This is a genomic window from Chromobacterium sp. LK11 (assembly GCF_001043705.1).
Taxonomy (GTDB): Bacteria; Pseudomonadota; Gammaproteobacteria; order Burkholderiales; family Chromobacteriaceae; genus Chromobacterium; species Chromobacterium alkanivorans.
In genome coordinates, this window is record NZ_LDUR01000047.1 from 1 (window position 1) to 17,723 (window position 17,723).

General features: G+C 65.6%; 14 protein-coding genes. 4 read left to right on the forward strand and 10 right to left on the reverse strand.

The window, feature by feature from the left end:
• The 10 genes from VK98_RS21635 to tssB form a co-directional block, all read right to left on the reverse strand.
• Positions 1-1,689: ImcF-related family protein (locus VK98_RS21635; protein ID WP_197083136.1), on the reverse strand; the 1,689-nt coding region annotated here is incomplete at its 3' end.
• On the reverse strand, positions 1,686-2,810 hold the full coding sequence (locus VK98_RS21640; RefSeq protein ID WP_048416005.1) for a hypothetical protein: 1,125 nt from the start codon (positions 2,808-2,810) through the stop codon (positions 1,686-1,688). The genes VK98_RS21640 and VK98_RS21635, both read right to left, overlap by 4 nt.
• Position 2,811: 1 nt before the next feature.
• The gene (locus VK98_RS21645; protein WP_043593944.1) at positions 2,812-3,075 is read right to left on the reverse strand and encodes a PAAR domain-containing protein; all 264 of its coding nucleotides are present in this window, start codon (positions 3,073-3,075) and stop codon (positions 2,812-2,814) included.
• Between the two features lie 158 nt (positions 3,076-3,233).
• On the reverse strand, positions 3,234-5,894 hold the full coding sequence (locus VK98_RS21650) for a DUF2235 domain-containing protein (protein WP_082159176.1): 2,661 nt from the start codon (positions 5,892-5,894) through the stop codon (positions 3,234-3,236).
• Complete coding sequence (locus tag VK98_RS23015; RefSeq protein ID WP_082159177.1) at positions 5,882-6,880, reverse strand: DUF3304 domain-containing protein; 999 nt, start codon at positions 6,878-6,880, stop codon at positions 5,882-5,884. The genes VK98_RS21650 and VK98_RS23015 overlap by 13 nt, the downstream gene beginning before the upstream one ends.
• A complete protein-coding gene (locus VK98_RS21660) occupies positions 6,868-7,413 on the reverse strand; it encodes a DUF3304 domain-containing protein (protein ID WP_048416006.1) in 546 nt (181 codons plus the stop codon). The genes VK98_RS23015 and VK98_RS21660 overlap by 13 nt, the downstream gene beginning before the upstream one ends.
• On the reverse strand, positions 7,410-8,198 hold the full coding sequence (locus tag VK98_RS21665) for a DUF4123 domain-containing protein (RefSeq protein ID WP_048416007.1): 789 nt from the start codon (positions 8,196-8,198) through the stop codon (positions 7,410-7,412). Before VK98_RS21665 ends, VK98_RS21660 begins: the two co-directional genes overlap by 4 nt.
• 13 nt (positions 8,199-8,211) lie before the next feature.
• Positions 8,212-10,593: a type VI secretion system Vgr family protein gene (locus VK98_RS21670; protein ID WP_048416008.1), complete on the reverse strand. Its 2,382-nt coding sequence runs from the start codon at positions 10,591-10,593 to the stop codon at positions 8,212-8,214.
• Positions 10,594-10,799: 206 nt separating this feature from the next.
• The gene (gene tssC / locus VK98_RS21675; RefSeq protein ID WP_048416009.1) at positions 10,800-12,332 is read right to left on the reverse strand and encodes a type VI secretion system contractile sheath large subunit; all 1,533 of its coding nucleotides are present in this window, start codon (positions 12,330-12,332) and stop codon (positions 10,800-10,802) included.
• Between the two features lie 15 nt (positions 12,333-12,347).
• Entirely contained in the window at positions 12,348-12,854 is a 507-nt protein-coding gene (tssB, locus tag VK98_RS21680) for a type VI secretion system contractile sheath small subunit (RefSeq protein WP_048416010.1), read from the reverse strand.
• A gap of 521 nt (positions 12,855-13,375) precedes the next feature.
• Between tssB and tssK the strand changes: the two genes are divergently transcribed.
• The 4 genes from tssK to VK98_RS21700 all read left to right on the forward strand — a co-directional run bounded on the left by tssK (position 13,376) and on the right by VK98_RS21700 (position 17,648).
• Positions 13,376-14,719 carry a type VI secretion system baseplate subunit TssK gene (gene tssK / locus VK98_RS21685; protein WP_082159178.1) on the forward strand — a complete coding sequence of 448 codons (1,344 nt, stop codon included), beginning with the start codon at positions 13,376-13,378 and terminating at the stop codon, positions 14,717-14,719.
• Entirely contained in the window at positions 14,716-15,378 is a 663-nt protein-coding gene (locus VK98_RS21690) for a DotU/TssL family secretion system protein (RefSeq protein WP_048416011.1), read from the forward strand. Before tssK ends, VK98_RS21690 begins: the two co-directional genes overlap by 4 nt.
• A 14-nt stretch (positions 15,379-15,392) precedes the next feature.
• The gene (locus VK98_RS23020) at positions 15,393-17,036 is read left to right on the forward strand and encodes an OmpA family protein (protein WP_053077541.1); all 1,644 of its coding nucleotides are present in this window, start codon (positions 15,393-15,395) and stop codon (positions 17,034-17,036) included.
• Between the two features lie 126 nt (positions 17,037-17,162).
• A complete protein-coding gene (locus tag VK98_RS21700) occupies positions 17,163-17,648 on the forward strand; it encodes an Hcp family type VI secretion system effector (protein ID WP_048416012.1) in 486 nt (161 codons plus the stop codon).
• Positions 17,649-17,723: the final 75 nt, after the last annotated feature.

The following is a 17,723-nucleotide window of genomic DNA, read 5'->3' on the forward strand; positions in this document are numbered from 1 at the left end:
CAGCGTCTGCGGCGGATACTTGGCTTGGGCTTCCGCCAGGATCTGCTGGTAGCGGGCGTCGTCGGCCTGCTGGCGGCCCAGCTGGCCGATCAAGGTCTGGCGGCTGGCCTGCGCCAAAGCCGGATCGGCGGGGATGCGCCAGCCGGGCTGGCCGGCCAGCCGGTCGGCGTAGAACTGGGCCATCGCGCGGCGCAGCGCCGGGGAGAAGGCGCCGTCGTCGCGGGCCGCCAGCTGGGCGGCGAGGAAGGCCGGTTCGGCGCGCGCCGGCTGGTCCAGGGTCAGATAGGCTTTCAGCGCCTGATAGCCTTGTTCGGTGTGGGCCGGATCGGCGCTCAGCTCGGCGGCGGGGGTCTGGTTCAGCGCCTGCAATTGCTGCGCCCAGTGGCTGCGGGCCGGCGCAATCATCGCCTGGCCGATGGCGCGGGCGTAGTGCGGGCGCAGCCGTTCCAGCAAGGCGGCGTCGCGGTTCAGGCCGAAGCGGGCGGACCACGGCGCGCCGTGCCGCTGGCGGGCCTCCAGCTTCTCCAGCAGCCGTTGTAGCTGGAGCGCGCTGTTCAGGGTGGCGGTTTTAGGTTGGGCGTCGATGGCGGCCTGGGCCTCGGCGATCAGGCCGTGGTTCTGATAGGCGGACGCCAGCATGCCGGCCAGCCAGAACAGGCACAGCGCGCCGATAAGTCCGGCCAGCCGGCGTTGCCAGAGGCTGCTGCGGCGGCGCGGGGCGAAGGCGAAACCCTGGCTGACCGCGCCGCTCCACAGCCGGACGTCGGCCGGCCAGGTGGCCAGCGCCAGCGCGGTGAAGGCGGGAGCTGTGCCCAGGCCGCCGCGCCAGCGCTGCCAGGCCTCGGCCAGCGCCGCGGCTTCGCGTTCCAGCCACTGGGCGCAACGCAGCAGAAAGGGCTGGGCCACGTTGTTCTGGTGAGTGGGAATGCCGTGTAGGGCCAGCCGGTCGGCCCAGGCCTTGGCCTGGGCGGCCCAGTCGTCGGCGTTGGCGGGCAGCGCCGGCAAGGGCCAGCCGGCGACGCCGGGGCCGGCATCGTCGGGTGCGCGCTGGCACAGGGTGATGGGCAGGGTCCAGCCGCTGGCGATGGCTAATTGCTCGGCGCGCTCGGCCAGCGCGGCGGCGTCGCCGGCTTGGGGCAGCAGGGCGATGACGGCGTCGGCGGGCGCTTGCCAGCGTCCGCGCAAGCGTCGCCAGCCGCCGGGAGGCGGGGGGGCGGAGGCGTCGATCAGCACCATGCCGTCGGTTTCCAGCCAGGGCTGTTGGGCTAGCGCCGGCGCCGCCTGGCGGACGGCTTCGGGCGCGCCGCAGAGCAGCAGCCAGTGCGGGCGCTGCTGGGCCGGGCGCTCGCGCCAGCGTTGGGCCACGCGTTCCAGGCCGGCCCAGGGGGCGGCCGGGGCCGGCGCGTCGGCATCCAGCAGCCGGGGCGGCGGCGCGCCCCAGCGCAGCACTCGCTCCAGGCCGGTCAGCAGGCCCTGTTTCTTGAGCAGGCGATACAGGCCGTAAGCCAGCAGCCCGGCCGCGGCCAAGGACAGCAGCGGCCACCAGACCGGGCGGCTGCCATCCGCGGCCGCGTCGGCGCCGATCAAGGCGTCGCGGTACAGCCATAGCGGGATGCCCAGTAACAAAAGCAGCAGCGCCAGCGCCAACAGCATGATCAGCAGGCCATGGGGTTTTGAAGGTGCGCTCATGCCGTGTCCTTATTGTTGGAGAGTGAGGCCGCCGGCAGCGCCATCCCGGCATAAAGCATGCTTTGTTCTTGCAATAGCCAGCCGCAGGCTTGCCGCTGGGCGGCGGCGTGGATGGCGGCCAGCGTGCACAGCGCTGGGCCATCCAGCTCCGGCGGGCCGTCCCACCATGGCCGCAAGCCCTTGTCCGGCGTCGGCCAGGGAGCGGCGGTCGGCGTCAGCTTGTCCAGGCCCAGGCAGGCGGCCGGGGCTTGCTCGGCGTTGCGGGTGGCGCCGGCGCAGACATCCTCGCCGCTGTCGCTCCATTCCGGGCGGCTCAGCCGCACCGCGTCGTCGGGGCCGGGGCGGCGCAGCAGCCAGGCGAAACCGGCCTGCCGCGTCGGCTGCTGAGGGTCCAGCGCCAGGCCGGCGCACAAGACCGCCGCCGGCGAGGAACCGTCCGCCGCCGGGGTGTGCAGCCGTTCAATGGCGGCATCCAGTGTTTGCATGGACTCCCAGCGCCTTAGCGAACCCACACTCAAGCCGGGCCAATGGGCAAGCAAGGCATCGACAAACCGGGTTCTGCCGGTGTCTGTCCCTTGCCAGTACAGTTCCAGGGCCAGCGGCACGTCGGGACCGGATTGGCTCGTCCGCAAGGCCAGCGCCAGCCGGCTGGCTAAGCGGGTCTCTATCTCGGCGTAACCCGGCGCGGCTTCCCAGCCGGGCGGTCGTTGCCGCAAGGACGCGGCCGGCGGCGGCTTGGCGGCCGCGCACAGCGCCGCCCATTCCGCTTCGCCGCGGGCCTGCGGCGTCAGCAGCGCCCAGGCGTCCAGGCTGGCCGTCTGGCGGTGATGGGCCAGCCAGTATTGCTGGCGTTGCGCCAGCTCTTCCTTGAAGAAGACGGCGTCATTGTCCGCCGCGTAATAGGCGACGCCGCGCAGACAGAGCAGGAAAGCCCACAGCAGCGGGCCGAAAGCCGCGGTCCAGAACCAGAACTCCAGCGTGTTGGTCGGGGCGTCCGTCGGCCAGCGCCATAGCGTGAGGCCGGCGCCGGCGGCGCAGAACAACAGCAGCGCCGTCGCCCAAGCCCATGGCGACAGCCGCTTAGGCGGCGGCAACAAGGGCAAGCTTGGCAGCGCGCGCATCTCAATGCACCTCGATGCCGTCGCTGCTGCTGAGCAGCGTGCAGCCGCACTCGCAGCGATGGCCTTCCAGCGCCACCGGCATATCGTCCAGCAGCCAGTGCGCCGCGCCTTCGGCGATGCGGTTGTGGCCATGGTCTTTCAGCGGGCAGAACACCGGGTCGCCCTTGCGGGCCAGCGGCCGCTGGAGATGGCCGCCCAGGCCGCTGCCCTGCAACACCGTGCCGCCGCTGCTGAGGCGGTCGCCCTGACGAATCACGCGAGACATGGAGGATTTCCCTTTCTTTAAGTCGAGAGCGTCAACGGCTCCGGAGCGGGGTGAAGACGAAGTCGGCGAAATAGGCGATAGCGGACAATTTCCAGCGTTGACGGATGGCCATGAGCTTGATTTCCTGCATGTATTAAGTTTGATGGAAAAAGAAGGCCTCACCATGACCACGGCCGCGGCGGGAACGGCGGCGCGTCCGGGTCGTTGGGGTGCGGCGGCGTCAAGGCGCGCCAGGCCTCCAGTTCCGCCACGTCCTGTTTACGCGCCTCCCAGGCCCTCAGCATCAGCGGCGTCGGCTGCCACGGCTCGGCGCCGAACACCGGCAGCCGCGGTTCGGCGCGCCACAGCTGCCTGAGCACCGTTTCCGCCGCCGCCGGCCGCTGACTGAAGGCGCGCAGCGCCGGGTCCAGCTCCGCCATCGGCAGGGCCGCCCCGCTTTGCGGGTCGGTGAAGCTCAGCTCCGGCAGCGCCCCGGCCGACCACTGCGGCCAGCCGCGCCCGCTCAATACCGGCAAGCCCAGCGACGGCAGCATCAGACCCAGCAGATAGCGCGGGTCCTTGCGCTTGATCGCGAAACCGACGCTGCCCAGCGTCACCGCCAGCCCCACCACCCGGCCGGCGATCATCAGCGGCGACAGCGGCTTGTTGGATTCGTCGTCGTAGAACACCGTGCGGTAGCGGAAGTAATCGGTCCACGGTTCGCGGGTGCCCAGGGTGGAATAGATGAACCAGGCGCGCGAATCGTGGATGTGTTCGTCGTACAGCAGCACCAGATCGCGCAGCTCGCGTTGACCGAACAGGATTTTTTCCTTGGCCTGGCCGCCCTCGCGGATGCTGGCGTATTCGGCGGCCTCGTCGTCGCTGTTGAGCAGGTAAACGGTGCCGCCCAGCAGCAGATCGAACACGCCATCGATGACGCTGCTGGGGTCGCCGGACAACTGCCACTCCGGCACATAGTCCTTGCGGAAGTCCTTGGCGCCGTGCTCCAGCTGCTGCTGGTCGATCACCGGCTCAAAACCTTTGTCGATATTGACCCGGGTGGCCACGCCCGGCCGCGTCACCATCTGCTCGCTGCCGTCCTTGGCCTTGCCGCCGTCCGGAATCGCCTTGCCGGCGGCGGCTTTGGCTATCAGCTCGCGGTCCTTGTCGCGCTGCTCCTGCTGCTCCGGCGACAGCTGCGGCGGCGGCTTGTTGTCGCGCTGGGCCAGGTCCTCCTGCAACTGCCGCTCATGCTCGCGTTCCAGCGCCTGGCGCAAGGGTTTTGGCTGGTCCTTGTCGTCGCAGCGCTTGAAATAGTCCTGCTGCGGCTGGCTGTGCGCGGATTCGTAAAAGCAGCGCGACCCGGGGATCCAGCGGTGGATGCGCCAGCCGGTGATCCAGGCGATCTGGCCGCGTAATACGTCTTCCAGCCCGCCGGCCTGGGCTTGTTCCAGCCAGACGTTGAAGCGGGTGATGACGGTAGGAGAAATAGCAAATTCGCGGCGGGTGTCCGCGCTCATGACCCGCCAAGGGTCAACCTCTCGCACGCTGACGGGAATGGCAGCCTCCGGCATGGTCAAGGGCGCGCCGGCCTCGAAGGCGGCGCGGTACATATCGTGCAGCGGTATCTGCGACAGCAGCATCCATTGCCATTCTTGGTTCTTGGGGTCGATGCCCTTGCCCTGTTCGCCGACGCTGTAGCCGCCGCCGACATCGCTGTGCATGCCGGGATACAGCGTCTCGACACAGCCAGAGCGGTAGCGCGACGCGGTATTGGCCTGCTTGGGGTCCTCGCGGCGGCGGATGCTATCCAGCGGGAAGCTGGCGCGCTGCTCATGGGCGGCGACAAAGTGCTGGCACTGCTCCAGAAACTGAGGGTTGTCGGACAGGCGCAGCTGGCTGTCGCTGGCCCAGGCCATGTGGCCGTCGCACATCGGCACGCTATTGGCCAGGCCGACGGTGGCGACGGTGTCGAACAGGCCCATAAAGCGAATCGAGATCGGGATGCCGATCAGCGTGTGCTGGACATCCACCGCGTCGGCCGGCGCGTCCTCGGACCGGGTCAGCGCCTCCAGCCAGCGGGCGAACACCCGGGCCTCGGCGGCGCCGCGCGAGAAGCCGTAGACAAACAGGCGGATGCCGAGCACGGTGGGCCGGGGTTTGGCGTAGCGGGCCTCGGCCAGCGCCTCCAGATGCGGCTGCAAAGCATCCTTGCGGTAGCGGTAGCCATCCTGTTGCGAGATGGTGGTGCGCATCCGCGTGGTGATCATCTCTCGGGCCGTGGTTTCCGGTAGGCCATCGCCGGTGAAGTTGATCAGCAAAGTGTCGATGATGCGGGTCAGTCCCCAGTTGATGCGGTCCTCGCCGCCGTTGGCGAAGATCAGACCGCTGCTCATCGGCTTCAGCTCACCGATTTCCGGGAAGCGGGTGCCGACGCCGGGGATGTAGTAGCGGTAGACCCCTTGATCCAGCAGCTTGCCGCCAGGGGAGTTGGGAATGCTGGTGGCGGCGCCTGGCAGTAGGCCCATGGTGGCGTGGAATAGCCGGGCGATATTCGAGGTGTTCGGCGGCTTGGCTTCCCGATCCGACGGCTCATGGTTATTGGTGCCGTCGAAGAACAGTGAGATGGTGATGGTCTTGTTGCAGGGCGTCGAGTAGGCGCGGCCGCCCTCGGCGGCGGCTTTGCGGCGGCGGGCTTTTTCGGCGTTCTCGTCGCGGGCCTGCAAGTTCAGGTTCTGCCGGCGCTCGGCCAGGGTGGTGGGTAGCAGGCCACCCTCGGGGAAGGGGGCTGAACGGAGCTGTACCGCTTCGGGCTTGGGACGGCTGTCTATTTGGGACATGTCTTGGGCTCCTTGATCTGATACCAGTCTTTATAGGGAAAGTTAGGACCACTAGGTTTGTGGCAGGTAGCGGTAACCCGGACCTCATTGCAAGGAAGGAAGTGGACTTGTACTGCACATGGTGGGTCGTAGCGTGGGATTTCGACGACGGCGCGGTGAGAAGAAAAATACTGGGCTTTATGGCGGTCGAAGGCTTGCATCCAGGCTTCGTCATATTTGCCTTTGGCTAATTCAGGATTGCCGAATGGCTTGGAGTCTTTTTCCCACTCGACGGTGGCCATCAGTCCAGGCCGCCATTGGCGTGGCAAGGAAACGCAGCAGGATTGCGAGCCGCCATAGCTATTGAACGGAGCGATATTGTGGCCGCCTGCGCGGTTGACGCTGAAGTTATTGATATTGGCTGAGGTGTGGTTGTAGCCTTCGACGCCGGCAGGAACCATTTCGGGTTTGTCGCCCATGGCCTGTGCCGGCAGCCAGGGCAGCACGGCGAGCGCCAGCAGGGTCAGGCCGCGTTGGGCGAATCGCCACAGGATGGCGAAATCAAACATGATGGGCTCCTTTTTTATGGTGATGGGGGAAGGCACAAGCGGGTAAGCACGGAAGCACAGGGAAAAACACGGCACAGGCTTGGGGGTGTTTCCCGTGTCCTTCCGTGTGTTTCCGTGGCTCATGGCGACGTGATAAAGCCGGGCGATATTCGAGGTGTTCGGTGGCTTGGCTTCACGGTCCGACGGCTCATGATTATTGGTGCCGTCGAAGAACAAGGAAATGGTGATGCTCTTGGTACAACTGGTCGAGGAATAGGCCGGACCGCCCTCGGCGGCGGCTTTGCGGCGGGGGGCTTTTTCGGCGTTCTCGTCGCGGGCCTGCAAGTTCAGGTTCTGCCGGCGCTCGGCCAGGGTGGTTGGCAATAGGCCGCCTTCCGGGAAGGGGCCGGAACGAATGCGCACGGCTTCCGGGCTTGGGCGTGGTTCTACTTGGGACATGTCTTGGGCTCCTCCATCCTTCTAGGAAAGTTGTAGGGGTAGCCGGGCGTGATGTTGTTGGCGGCGACTTTGACCTGATCGCAGGGCAGGAAGTGGACTTTCAAGGCACCGGAATCCTCGTAGTGCGGAATTTCGACGACGGCGCGGTGAGAAGAAAAATACTGGGCTTTATGGCGGTCGAAGGCTCGCATCCAGGCTTCGTCATATTTGCCTTTGGCTAATTCAGGATTGCCGAATGGCTTGGAGTCTTTTTCCCACTCGACAGTGGCCATCAGTCCAGGCCGCCATTGGCGTGGCAAGGAAACGCAGCAGGATTGCGAGCCGCCGTAGCTATTGAACGGTGCGATATTGTGGCCGCCTGCGCGGTTGATGCTGAAGTTATTGATATTGGCCGAGGTGTGGTTGTAGCCTTCGACGCCGGCAGGAACCATTTCGGGTTTGTCGCCCATGGCCTGTGCCGGCAGCCAGGGCAGCACGGCGAGCCAGAACCCGTCCAAGACACGCAAGATGGCGGTGAGGAGACGACCGGTCATCGCGATGTGTCCTGCGCCGAGGCGGCTAGCGCGGCCAATTGCTTGGCAATCCAGTCGCCGCGCCCCGGCTCTTCCCATAGCGATCGGGCGTCCGCCTGACAGCTCAGCGCCGCCAGTTGGTCCAATAAGGCTTCCCGGCCGCTCAGTTCCGGTTCGTCTTCCAGCCGCTGTTGCAGCAGCGCATGGGCTTCGACATAGGCTTCCAGTTGCTGGCGCTGCTCGGCGCTCAGCCGCAGTGCTGGCCCTGCCGGCGGTAGCATGGCGGCCGGGGGGCTGAGCTTGGCCAGATCACCGTCGCGATCGCGCCACAGCCAGCAGTCGATATTGTGATTTAGCGCAGCGGCTTGCTCCGGCGCCAGGACCTGTTGCACCACGCGTAGCAGCCGCGGGTCGTAGTAGCGCAGCAGCGTTCTAGCGCCGTCGTCCAGCACCGCCAGCAGGCAGCGGCGCAGTTGTTGGACAAGAGTGGGCAGCGGGCTGGGGCTGAGCAGGGCCAGCCATTGCGGCTGCTGCCACAGCATGCTGAGCGTGCTGTCCAGCCAGTCGCAATGGCCGGGCTGCGATAGCATCACCCGCACCAGCAGTGGCGAGTCCTGGCGCAGATCGCTCAAGGGGGTGTCGTCGAACAGGCGCAGGCGTTCCAGCGGCGGCTGGATCAGGGCGATGCGACGGAGCCAGTTGTCGCCGTCGGCGGCCGGGTCCAGCAGCAGGTCCAGATGGCCGTAGCGCCGCTGCGCCGTGGCGGCGCTGAGTTGGTCGAGATAGCGTTGATGGGGTTCGGTCATGTCTTGTCCTTGCTTAGGCGGCGGTTTCCAGCGGGACCAGCGGGTTGGCGCTCGCCAAGGCCAGGCGCAGACATTCCTTGCACACTGAGGCCGGCAGTTCCGGCAAGGGCAGGGTCTGGCCGCCGGGCGGGGCCATGTCGTAGATGCCGCGCAGCTTGAGGTCGCCGGGGCTGTGGATGTCGATCTTGCCGTCTTGCAGGCGGATGAAGGCGCCGCCGCTGGCCAGGGTGATGCCGCGCTTGGCGTTGAGCAGCAGTTGGCCGTTGACGGTTTGCAGTGTCATGTTCTTTTCGCTGCTCAGCTCCAGCGCGTCGCCGTGGGCTTCCAGTTGCAGCTTGCCCTGGCCCGCCACCAGCCGCATGCCCTGGCTTTGCGCCAGCAGGGCGATGGCCTTGACCGCCACCGCGTGCAGCGATTCGCCGCTGCCCAGGTTGATGTCGTCGCCGGCTTGCAGGTGGATGGCCTGGCCGGCGCTGGCGAGCAGCGAGGCCGGGGTGGCGTGGGCGATGCCGGCCGGGGCATGCGCCAGCAACGCGGATCCGGCCAGTTGCTTGCTGTGGTCGAGCAGGGTTTGCAGGGTGTCCAGCATCGGCTTGGGGTTGCGGTGTTCGCCGGCCAGGCGCAGCAGTTCCCGCGCCTGGTTCATTGCGGCGTCCAGCTGATCCAGCGCCGCCTGCATGTCCAGCTGCTTGCCGCCGGCCTTGGGCTGGGCGTCGGTGGTGATGAACAGCCCTTTGGCCGAGCGAATGGCGCCCCAGCCGTCGGTCCGGAGTTCGAAGCCTTGGCCGCGCGGCGCGCGCTGGCCGTTGACCAGATGGCCGAGGTTGAGCTGGCTCTTGTCAAACTCGGTGGCCAGCTTGATGTGTTCCTCACCCTTGCGGTCTTCCAGCCGCAGCTTGTTATTGGCCCAGGTGCGGATCAGGTTGCGGCTGTCCCAGTAAGCGCCGGGGTTGCTGTCGGTGAGTTCGGAGTTGTGCAGGCAGCCGCTGATATAGGGCCGGTCCACATCGCCCTGTACGAAACTGACCAGCACTTCGGTGCCTTGGTGCAGCGGGAAGTGCTGGCCGTACTCCGGGCCGGCGTAGGGCCGGGCCAGGCGTAAGGGGCGGCTGTCGCCGCCGGGCGACCATTCGTCCAGGTCGAAGGGCATACGCACGCAGTAGCGGCCTTGCAGGTCTATCGCGCCGTAATGGGTTTTTTCCGGGGCGACCACGCGGGCCGGCAGCGCACCGGCGATGTTCGGCACCGGGGTGAATAATTCCTGGCGATAAGGCCGGTCGGCGGGCGTGGCGCTGAAGGCGTTGCGGTAGGCGTCGCGGCGGCCGCCCTGGTGCTGGACCGAGACCAGCAGCCAGCCGTCCGGGGCCGGAGCCAGCGTCGGGCCGTCGTGCTTGAAGATCTGGCCGGGGGCGAAGGCTTGCAGGCAGTTGCCGTCGCCGGCGGCGACCCACTGGCGGCAGTGTTCGCGCTGCTGGGCGATCCGCACCGCGCGCTGCCCTTGCGCCGGGTCTTTGTAGTGTTCGCCCCACAGGTAGTCGACGCCGCGCGCGCCGGGGGTGTTGTCGGCCGGACCGCCCTGGCTGAGCAGGCGGGTGTCGGCGCTGCGGTAGTTGTAGTCGTTGCGCTGGATTTGCGCGCGGATGGGCTGGGCGGCCAGTTCGAAGCGGCTCAGGGTTTCCTCGTTGTCGGCCATGCCGGCCTGGGGCCGCAGTTTGAGCTTGACGCCGCCCTGGGGCGGCTGGGCGGGATCGCGGCCGGTGCGGACGTAGGCGTCGACATCGTCGCCGAAGACGATGGTTTCCCAGGCGGCGCTGTCCGCTTCGGTGACCAGGTAGTAGTAGAGGCCGGCTTTTTCGGCGAGGCGGTGGATGAAGTCGAGATCGGACTCTTGGTACTGGGTCACGTATTCCAGCTTGGGGTAGGCCTCGCCGCCCTGGCTGAAGGCCGGGCGCAGCTTCCAGGTGATTTCGTGGCCGCGATAGTCGTGGCGGCGCAGCACGGCTTCAATGATCTCCGGCACGGATTGGTGCTGGAAGATGCGGGAGTAGCGGCCTTCTCCGAGGCGGGCGAGCCGGGATTCGATGCGCAGCTCGTACAGCGCTTCGTCGCGGCTGGCGCTGAGGCGGCGAGCGTGGCTGACCACGCCGCGCCAGCGGCGCAATAGCTGCGGCGGAGTCTCTGGAAACAGGGCGGCGTCCGGGTGGGGGCCGTGGATGGAGAACAGCGCGTAGCGGTCCAGCAGGGAGACGAGGTCGATGTCCTGGCGGGCGGAAGTGACGCGGATGTTGGCGGCGAAGGGCCGGCCCAGGGTTTCGTTCAGGGTGAAGGATTGGACCGACAGCTGTTCTGCCGGCAGTTCGGCGATCTTCAGATGGTAAAGCTGTTGCGGCGGCATGGCGGCTCTCCCTATTGGACCTGTCCTCGGGCCGTGGAGACGGCCCGAGGGGACGGACGCTTAGAACCTGTTTACGATCTGCTGCGCGTCGTGAAACGCGGCGCGGCGAGTACCGCTTCGAAATGCCCACGTACCAAACGTACATTCCGCTTTCTCAGCGGTTTTCGCCTTGTCTCGCTCTTGCTCGCTAGGTCGTAAACGCGTTCTTAGTTTTTGGCCTTGGGCATTTGCGAGACCAGCGACAGGTTGATGTCCAGGCCCTCCACCTGGAAGTGCGGCACGATGAACAGCTTGACCTTGAAGAAGCCGGGGTTGTCGTCGATGTCTTCGACGATGACCTGGGCGTCGCGCAGCGGGTGCGAGGCTTGCAGTTCGTCGCTGGGGTCGGTCATTTCGGTGACCAGCAGCTTGATCCAGGTGTTGAGCTCCAGCTCCAGCAGCCGGCGGTCCTTGGTGGCGCCGATGTTTTCGCGCTGGATCAGCTTCAGGTAGTGGGCCAGCCGCGACAGCAGGAAGATGTACGGCAGCCGAGCGTTGATGCGGCTGTTGGCGCTGGCTTGCTTGGTGTCGTACAAGGCCGGCTTTTGCGCGGAGTTGGCGGAGAAGAAGCAGGCGTAGTCGCGGTTTTTGTAGAAGGACAGCGGGACGAAGCCCAGGTTGGCGAATTCGAATTCGCGGGTTTCCGGGATCAGCACTTCGGTGGGGATTTTCACCTGGTTGCCTATGCCCAGGTCGTACAGGTGGATGGGCAGGTCTTCCACCAGGCCGCCGGCCTGCGGGCCGCGCACTTGCACGCACCAGCCGTTGCGGATGAAGCTGCGCACCATATTGGCGGCAAAGGCGAAGCCGGCGTTGGCCCACAGGTAGCGCTGGTGATCCGGACCCTTGACGTTTTCGGCGTAGTTGAAGCTGCGCACCGGCACGGTGTCGGGCCCGTAAGGCAGACGGGCCAGGAAGCGCGGCAGGGCCAGGCCGATGTAGCGGGCGTCGTCGCTGTTGCGGAAGCTGCGCCATTTGATGTATTCCGCGCGGTCGAAGTAGTTGGCCACGTCCTGGATGGCGGCGACTTCGTCCATGCTGTCCTTGCCGAAGAAGGCCGGCCCCACGGCGCCGATGAAGGGCATGTGGGCGGCGGCGGATACCTTGGCGATGTCGCGCAGCAGCGCGATGTCCTGCGCGCCGCGGTCGAATTCGTAGTTGGAGATGATGGCGCCTATCGGTTCGCCGCCGGGGGTGTCGTATTCCTGGATGTAGGTGTGCTGGTACAGCCCGCTCTGAATCACTTCCGGCGCGTCGTCAAAGTCGTTGCGCAGGTCTTCCTTGCTGACGTCCAGCACTTCGATCTTGACGTTCTTGCGGAAGTCGGTGCGGTCCACCAGAAAGCGCAGTCCGCGCCAGGCGGATTCAATCTGCTGGAAGGATGGGTTGTGCATCACCGCGTCCAGCTGACGGCTGATCTGCGCGTCGATGCGGGCGATGTGGAAGTCCAGCAGGCTTTTGTCCAGCCGGTCCACCTTTTGCGAAGACTCCTGAATCATTTTCAGGAACACGTTGACCGCCACCGCGATGCGTTCGTCCAGCGGCGCGTCGGACATCACTTCCGCGGTCTGATAGGCCTCGATGGGCTGGGTGCTGGCCACCGGGGCCAGGTTGATCTTGGCGCATAGCGATTCGTAAACGCTGGCCGGAGATTCCAGCACAACGGTGCCGTCGGACTGCTGTTGCGTTTTTGTAGACATGGAAGGGCTCCTGGCTTAGTGGGCGGCTTGGCTGAGCGGGATGATGCGTTCCAGTTCGCTGCGCAGGTTGGCGGACAGCGAGTCGTCGCGCAGGATTTTTTCCAGCTCGCGGCGGAAGGAGGCGTTGTCCAGCAGGTTGGCCTTGAGGTCGCGCAGCAGGTTGCGCATCGCCAGCAGCGCGCGCAGCTCCGGAATCCGCGCCGCCACCTGTTCCGGGTGGAAGTCCTTCATGGCCTTGAAGTCCAGGTCCACCGCCATTTCGGAGCCGTCGCCGGCCAGCGTGTTTTCCACCACCAGCTTGGCCCTGGGGTTGAGTTCGGCCAGCACCGCGTCGAAGTTGTTCTTGTCGATCGACACCTTTTCCCGTTCCGCCAACGGCCGCTGTTCCTGGCCATGGCTGTAGTCCCCCGCCACCAGCAGTTTCAGTGGGAGCTCCACTTTCTTCTGTGCCCCGCCGGTGTGCAGGTCCAGCTTGATGTTGACCCGCGCGGCGGGCACTTCGTTTTGAAAGCTTTCAGCCATGGTGTTTCCTCCTGCGATCAAGGTTGAAGCTGTCCATTCATCCTGTTGGGTAAATGAACGTGGTTGTCTTGCTTTGCCGCGCTGGGCGCGGATTTAAGGTTTTTTTGAGTTTGTTTGTGGTTTGTTTTTTCTCCTTATTTAGGTGGGTGCGTTTGTTGTGGTTTTGTTTGTGTTTTTTTTGGTTTTTGATACTTGTTTGTTTTTGCTGGATTGTTTTTCAATGGTAACCAGGTTGTGTGCTTTGGCGCAATATTGTTTTTAAGTTGACATGATGTGATGTTTGATGTCTAGAATGCTTGAAATTTTCTATGTTGATTGTTGTGTTATTTCAATGGCATTCATTGTTTAATCAAATATATTTTTGGTAATTTAATAAATTTAGTTTAAATGATTTTGTGTTTTTTATTTGTTTTTACGTGAACAGATCGAGTTGGTTTTATTTTTGTGGAGACGTTGTGTGTTGTTGATTTGTATTACGCATCGCAAATATTCGTGTAAGGATTTATTCGGAGGTTATCTGCATGAGATTTTTCCGTCCGATGTGGCTGGAGGGCGCCTTGCTGTCCCCTCAGCATTTTCAGCAGCAGTCCTTGTGGTTTTCCCACCTGGCCGCCTCGTTTGGACGTTTGGCCCAGCCATATTTTTGGGGGTGCTGGGAGTTGGCGTGGGATGAAGCCGCTTTAGCCCTGGGCAAGCTGAAGCTGGAAAGGCTGCGTCTGATCCTGCCGGATGGCGTCGTGGTCGATTGCGCGGAGGCGGACCGCCTGCCGCCGGCGCGGGATTTGGCGGCGCCGGCCGAGGCGCAGAGCGTGCAGGTGTTTCTGGGGCTGCCCATGTGGGAAGCAGGGGGCGGCAACGGAGAGTTCGATGGCGAAACGCCGGCGCGGCCCAGGCGGCAGCGCTGCGAATACCTGGAGGTGGAGGACTTGTACGACGGCCCGCCGGCGGAGCTGGCGGTAGAGCGAGGCAATTTGCGTGTGCTGCTGGAGTTTGAGGAGCGGGCGGATTATGTCTGCTGCCCCTTGTTGCGTTTGAGCCGCAACGGTCAGGGCCAATGGGAGCGGGATGCTTCGTTCTGGCCGCCGGCGCTGCGTCTGGACACGGCGCCGGGCTTGATGGATTTGCTTGGGCGGATTGAGGAGACGCTGTTGGCGCGCAGCCGGCAGCTGTCGGAGCGCCGGCGCGAGCGCGGACATGGTTTGGTGGATTTTTCAGTGTCGGACGCCGGCTTGTTCTGGTTCTTGCATTGCGTGAACAGCGCTTGGCCGGTGCTGGCGCATCTAAGGCAGACGCCGGCCTGCCACCCGGAGGCGCTGCATCGGGCTTTGGCTCAGCTGTGCGGCATGCTGTCCACGTTTTCGTTGCAGCAGGATCTGGCGGACATCCCCGCTTATCGGCATGAGGATGCCAGGCCGGGTTTCCTGTTGTTGGAGGACAGGATCAGGGGCTGCCTGGACACGGTGATTCCTTCGCAGGTGGTGTCGGTGCCTTTGGTGAAAGGGGAGGCGTCGATGTGGCATGGCCAGTTGGTGGATTCGAGGCTGGGCGAGCAGGGCGGTTTTTATCTGTCGGTGAGGGCGGAGATGCCGCCGGCGCAGTTGCTGGAGCGCTTTCCGGCTGTGTGCAAGATAGGCGCGCCGGAGGATGTGGAGACCGTGGTCAGCACCGCGTCTGGCGGGGTGCCGCTGAGCGTGCCGGCGCGTTTGCCCGCCGCTCTGCCGCTGCGGATGGAAAACTTGTATTTCGCCCTGGATGCCGGCCACCCGGCTTTTCTGCGCATGCTGGCGGCGCAGGCGTGTTCTTGCTATGTGCCCGCGTCTTTGCCGGGGGTGGTGCTTGAACTCTTCGTGGTGTTGAAATCATGAGCAAGCAATTTTCGCCGGAGGCTTTGGCCCGCAGTTTCCGGGACACTGCGCTGACGGTGTCGATGTTGGCCGACAAGGACGCGCCCGAGCACGTGGAGGATTGGCGTGAGCACGCAGCCGGACTGGTGAGCGCGACGCGCGAGGATTTACGCCAGGGCGGCGCCGGCGAGGCCTTGATAGAGCGGGCCAGTTACGCGCAATGCGCGTTGCTGGATGAGGCGGCGCTGCGCCGTCTGGAAGGGGCGAAGCGGGCGGCGTGGGCGCGGGAGCCTTTGCAGGTCCGTTTTTTCAATAGTTATCAGGCCGGCGAGGTTTTGCTGGGGCGGATGCGCGCGCATTTGGCGCAGCCTGCGGCGGAACCGGCGTTGGGCTGGTGCTATGCGGCGACTCTGGCCTTGGGGTTCCGCGGAGGAGAAGACGAAGCGGCCTGCCAGGCGCTGTTGGGGCAACTCAGCGCGGGCCTGCCGGCTCCTCCCTCGTTGCCGTCCGGCGAGTTCGACGGCGGGGTCGCCATGCTGCGTAGCGGCGTTTCCAGGCGTTTTCGGCGCTTGGTTTTGCCGCTGGCTGTCGCTGTGGCGGGCCTGGCTGCGGCGCTGCTGGCGCATGCGGCGTTGAGCGGGTGGTTGAGCGCCGCCGACGCCGCCTTGGCGTTGACCTGAAAGGGGGGCGGGCGATGCGGGCTCACGCGCATTTTTTCTGCTTGTGGGGGTTGTCGCTGGCGGCGGTGGCTTGGTGGCTGACGCAAATGGCGCCGTGGGGCGGGACGGTTCGCCTGGGCGCGGCTTTGGCGGCGGCGGCGCTGTGGCTGGCCTGGGGCGCTTGGCGTTTGTGGCGTTGGCGGCGCGACGAGGCGGAGCGGGAGTTGCTGTTGCCGGGGTTGCAGGATTTGCCGCAGGGCTGGCGCCGCGGCCGCGCCGCGGTGGTGGAGCTGGAAAGCCGGCGCGGCGCCTATGTGGCGGCGGAAGACGGCGTGCTGCGGGTGATGGTGCCGACGCCGGCTTTGCTGGAGCGCGCGGTAGCCGAGCTGGCGGCTTGGCGGCAGGGTTCGCCGCCGGATGCCTTGGCCTTGCGCCTGGAGGCCGCGGCCGAATGCAGCGAGCCGGCCTGGTTGGGGCGCTTGCAGGCCTGGCGGCAGGCGATTGCCGATGTGGAGGGGCGCCTGACGTGTCGCTTGCCGGTCTATTTGTTGGTGGGGTTTCCCGCCCCGGCGCGTTGCGCCGGCATCAATGAGCTTTTAGGCGTGGTGTTGCAAGGCGCGCCGTGTTCCAGCCTGCGGCAGTGGCGCGAGCGGCTGGAGGCTTGGCGCAGCCGGATGGAGTTGCAGCCGCCGGCCTTGGGAGACGAGGATGCGCGCGCGCGTTTCGATCTGCGCTTGCGCGCCGGGGCGGTGGGCGGTTGGCTGGGGGCCCAGGTGTTGCCTGCCTTATTGCAGGGCGCGGAACCGACCCCCGCGCCCCGTTTACAGGGAATCGCTTTGCTGCCGGCGCAGGGGAGGGATGCGGCGCTGTCTCCATGGGGCCGCTGCAGGCAGGCTTTGAGCGGTTTGGCGGTGCGCTCGCTGAGCATGGGCAAGAGCGAGTGGGAAGGAGTGCCCAGAGGCTGGTTGTTCGGTCTGGAGCCGGGCGGGCGGCTGTCCGCTGCCTGGAGGCTGGCGCTGAGGCTTTGGCTTTTGGCCTGCCTGACGGCGTTGGCGACATTCGCCGCTTCGGCCTGGTCCAATCGCGAGTTGCTGGAACGCTTGTCGGCCAATGTCGCGCACTATCGCGCCTTGCCGGTAGAGCGGGATGCGGAGCGTCGCCAGGCGTTGCGGACGCTGGAAAGCGACGCGCGCGAGTTGCAAAGCCACGCCGACCTTGGCGTGCCCTTGCGCTTGGGTTTCGGGTTTTATCGGGCGCAGCCGTGGCGGGAGCGCATTGCCCGGCTGATTGCCGAGTATCGCCCGCCGACGGCGGCTCCGGCCTCGGTGTCGCTGGACAGCCTGTCCTTGTTCGATAGCGGCAAGGCGGTGTTGCGCACTGGAGCGGAGGCGGCGCTGCAGCCCGCGCTGGCGGCGCTGGCGCGTTATCCGGAGCGTAATGTGCTGGTGGCGGGGCATACCGATAGCGTGGGCCAGGCGGAGTCCAACCAGCGCTTGTCGCTGGAGCGCGCCGCGGCGGTGCGCGACTGGCTGGCGCAAGCGAGCGGGCTGCCGCTGACGCGCTTCGCGATCCAGGGGTATGGCGCGACGCGGCCGGTGGCGAGCAATGACGACGCCGAGGGCCGGGCGCGCAATCGGCGAGTCGAGATTACCTTGCTGCCGGCGCTGCCAGTCAAGTGACGGGCGGCAAGGCGGCGAAGTGGCCGCAGGGTGCGGCGCGCTCGCTCCGCGGCGTTTAGCTTGGACGTGGCGGTGGGCGGGCTTGTTTAAACTTAAGTTATTAAGTTAACCCAAGGAGTGTTTGACATGGCGATACCCGCATATATGTGGCTGAAAGACGATGGCGGAGCGGACATCAAGGGCTCTGTGACGGTGCAGGGACGGGAGAGCAGCGTGGAGGTGGTGGAGTTCGACCACGCGGTGCGCATTCCCACCGACGGCAATACCGGAAAACTGACCGGCACCCGCGTGCACGAGGCGCTGACTCTGGTCAAGGAGTTCGACGCTTCGTCTCCTTACCTGTACAAGGCGGTGACCAGCGGCCAGACCCTGAAGGAGGTGGAGTTCAAGTGGTATCAGATCGACGACGCCGGCAGCGAGCAGGAGTATTTCAACATCAAGCTGGACAACGTCAAGGTCGTGTCGGTGGCGCCCAAGATGTACAACATCAAGGACCCGGACCGCGAGCGTTACAACCACCTGGAGGAGGTGGAAATGCGCTACGAGAAAATCACTTGGGCCTATAAGGACGGCAACATCATCCACTCCGACAGCTGGATTGAAAACCGTTAGTTCCGCCGCGCGCGGCGAGCGCGGCGTCTGGGCGGAGCCGGGGAGGCTGCCGGCATGACGCTCTGACGCGGCGCT

Bases quoted from the DNA above. Each gene is read 5' to 3' on its own strand.
- VK98_RS21640 (WP_048416005.1), bottom strand. From the start codon at position 2,810: ATGCGCGCGCTGCCAAGCTTGCCCTTGTTGCCGCCGCCTAAGCGGCTG.
- VK98_RS21645 (WP_043593944.1), bottom strand. From the start codon at position 3,075: ATGTCTCGCGTGATTCGTCAGGGCGACCGCCTCAGCAGCGGCGGCACG.
- VK98_RS21650 (WP_082159176.1), bottom strand. From the start codon at position 5,894: ATGTCCCAAATAGACAGCCGTCCCAAGCCCGAAGCGGTACAGCTCCGT.
- VK98_RS23015 (WP_082159177.1), bottom strand. From the start codon at position 6,880: ATGTCCCAAGTAGAACCACGCCCAAGCCCGGAAGCCGTGCGCATTCGT.
- VK98_RS21660 (WP_048416006.1), bottom strand. From the start codon at position 7,413: ATGACCGGTCGTCTCCTCACCGCCATCTTGCGTGTCTTGGACGGGTTC.
- VK98_RS21665 (WP_048416007.1), bottom strand. From the start codon at position 8,198: ATGACCGAACCCCATCAACGCTATCTCGACCAACTCAGCGCCGCCACG.
- VK98_RS21670 (WP_048416008.1), bottom strand. From the start codon at position 10,593: ATGCCGCCGCAACAGCTTTACCATCTGAAGATCGCCGAACTGCCGGCA.
- tssC (WP_048416009.1), bottom strand. From the start codon at position 12,332: ATGTCTACAAAAACGCAACAGCAGTCCGACGGCACCGTTGTGCTGGAA.
- tssB (WP_048416010.1), bottom strand. From the start codon at position 12,854: ATGGCTGAAAGCTTTCAAAACGAAGTGCCCGCCGCGCGGGTCAACATC.
- tssK (WP_082159178.1), top strand. From the start codon at position 13,376: ATGAGATTTTTCCGTCCGATGTGGCTGGAGGGCGCCTTGCTGTCCCCT.
- VK98_RS21690 (WP_048416011.1), top strand. From the start codon at position 14,716: ATGAGCAAGCAATTTTCGCCGGAGGCTTTGGCCCGCAGTTTCCGGGAC.
- VK98_RS23020 (WP_053077541.1), top strand. From the start codon at position 15,393: ATGCGGGCTCACGCGCATTTTTTCTGCTTGTGGGGGTTGTCGCTGGCG.
- VK98_RS21700 (WP_048416012.1), top strand. From the start codon at position 17,163: ATGGCGATACCCGCATATATGTGGCTGAAAGACGATGGCGGAGCGGAC.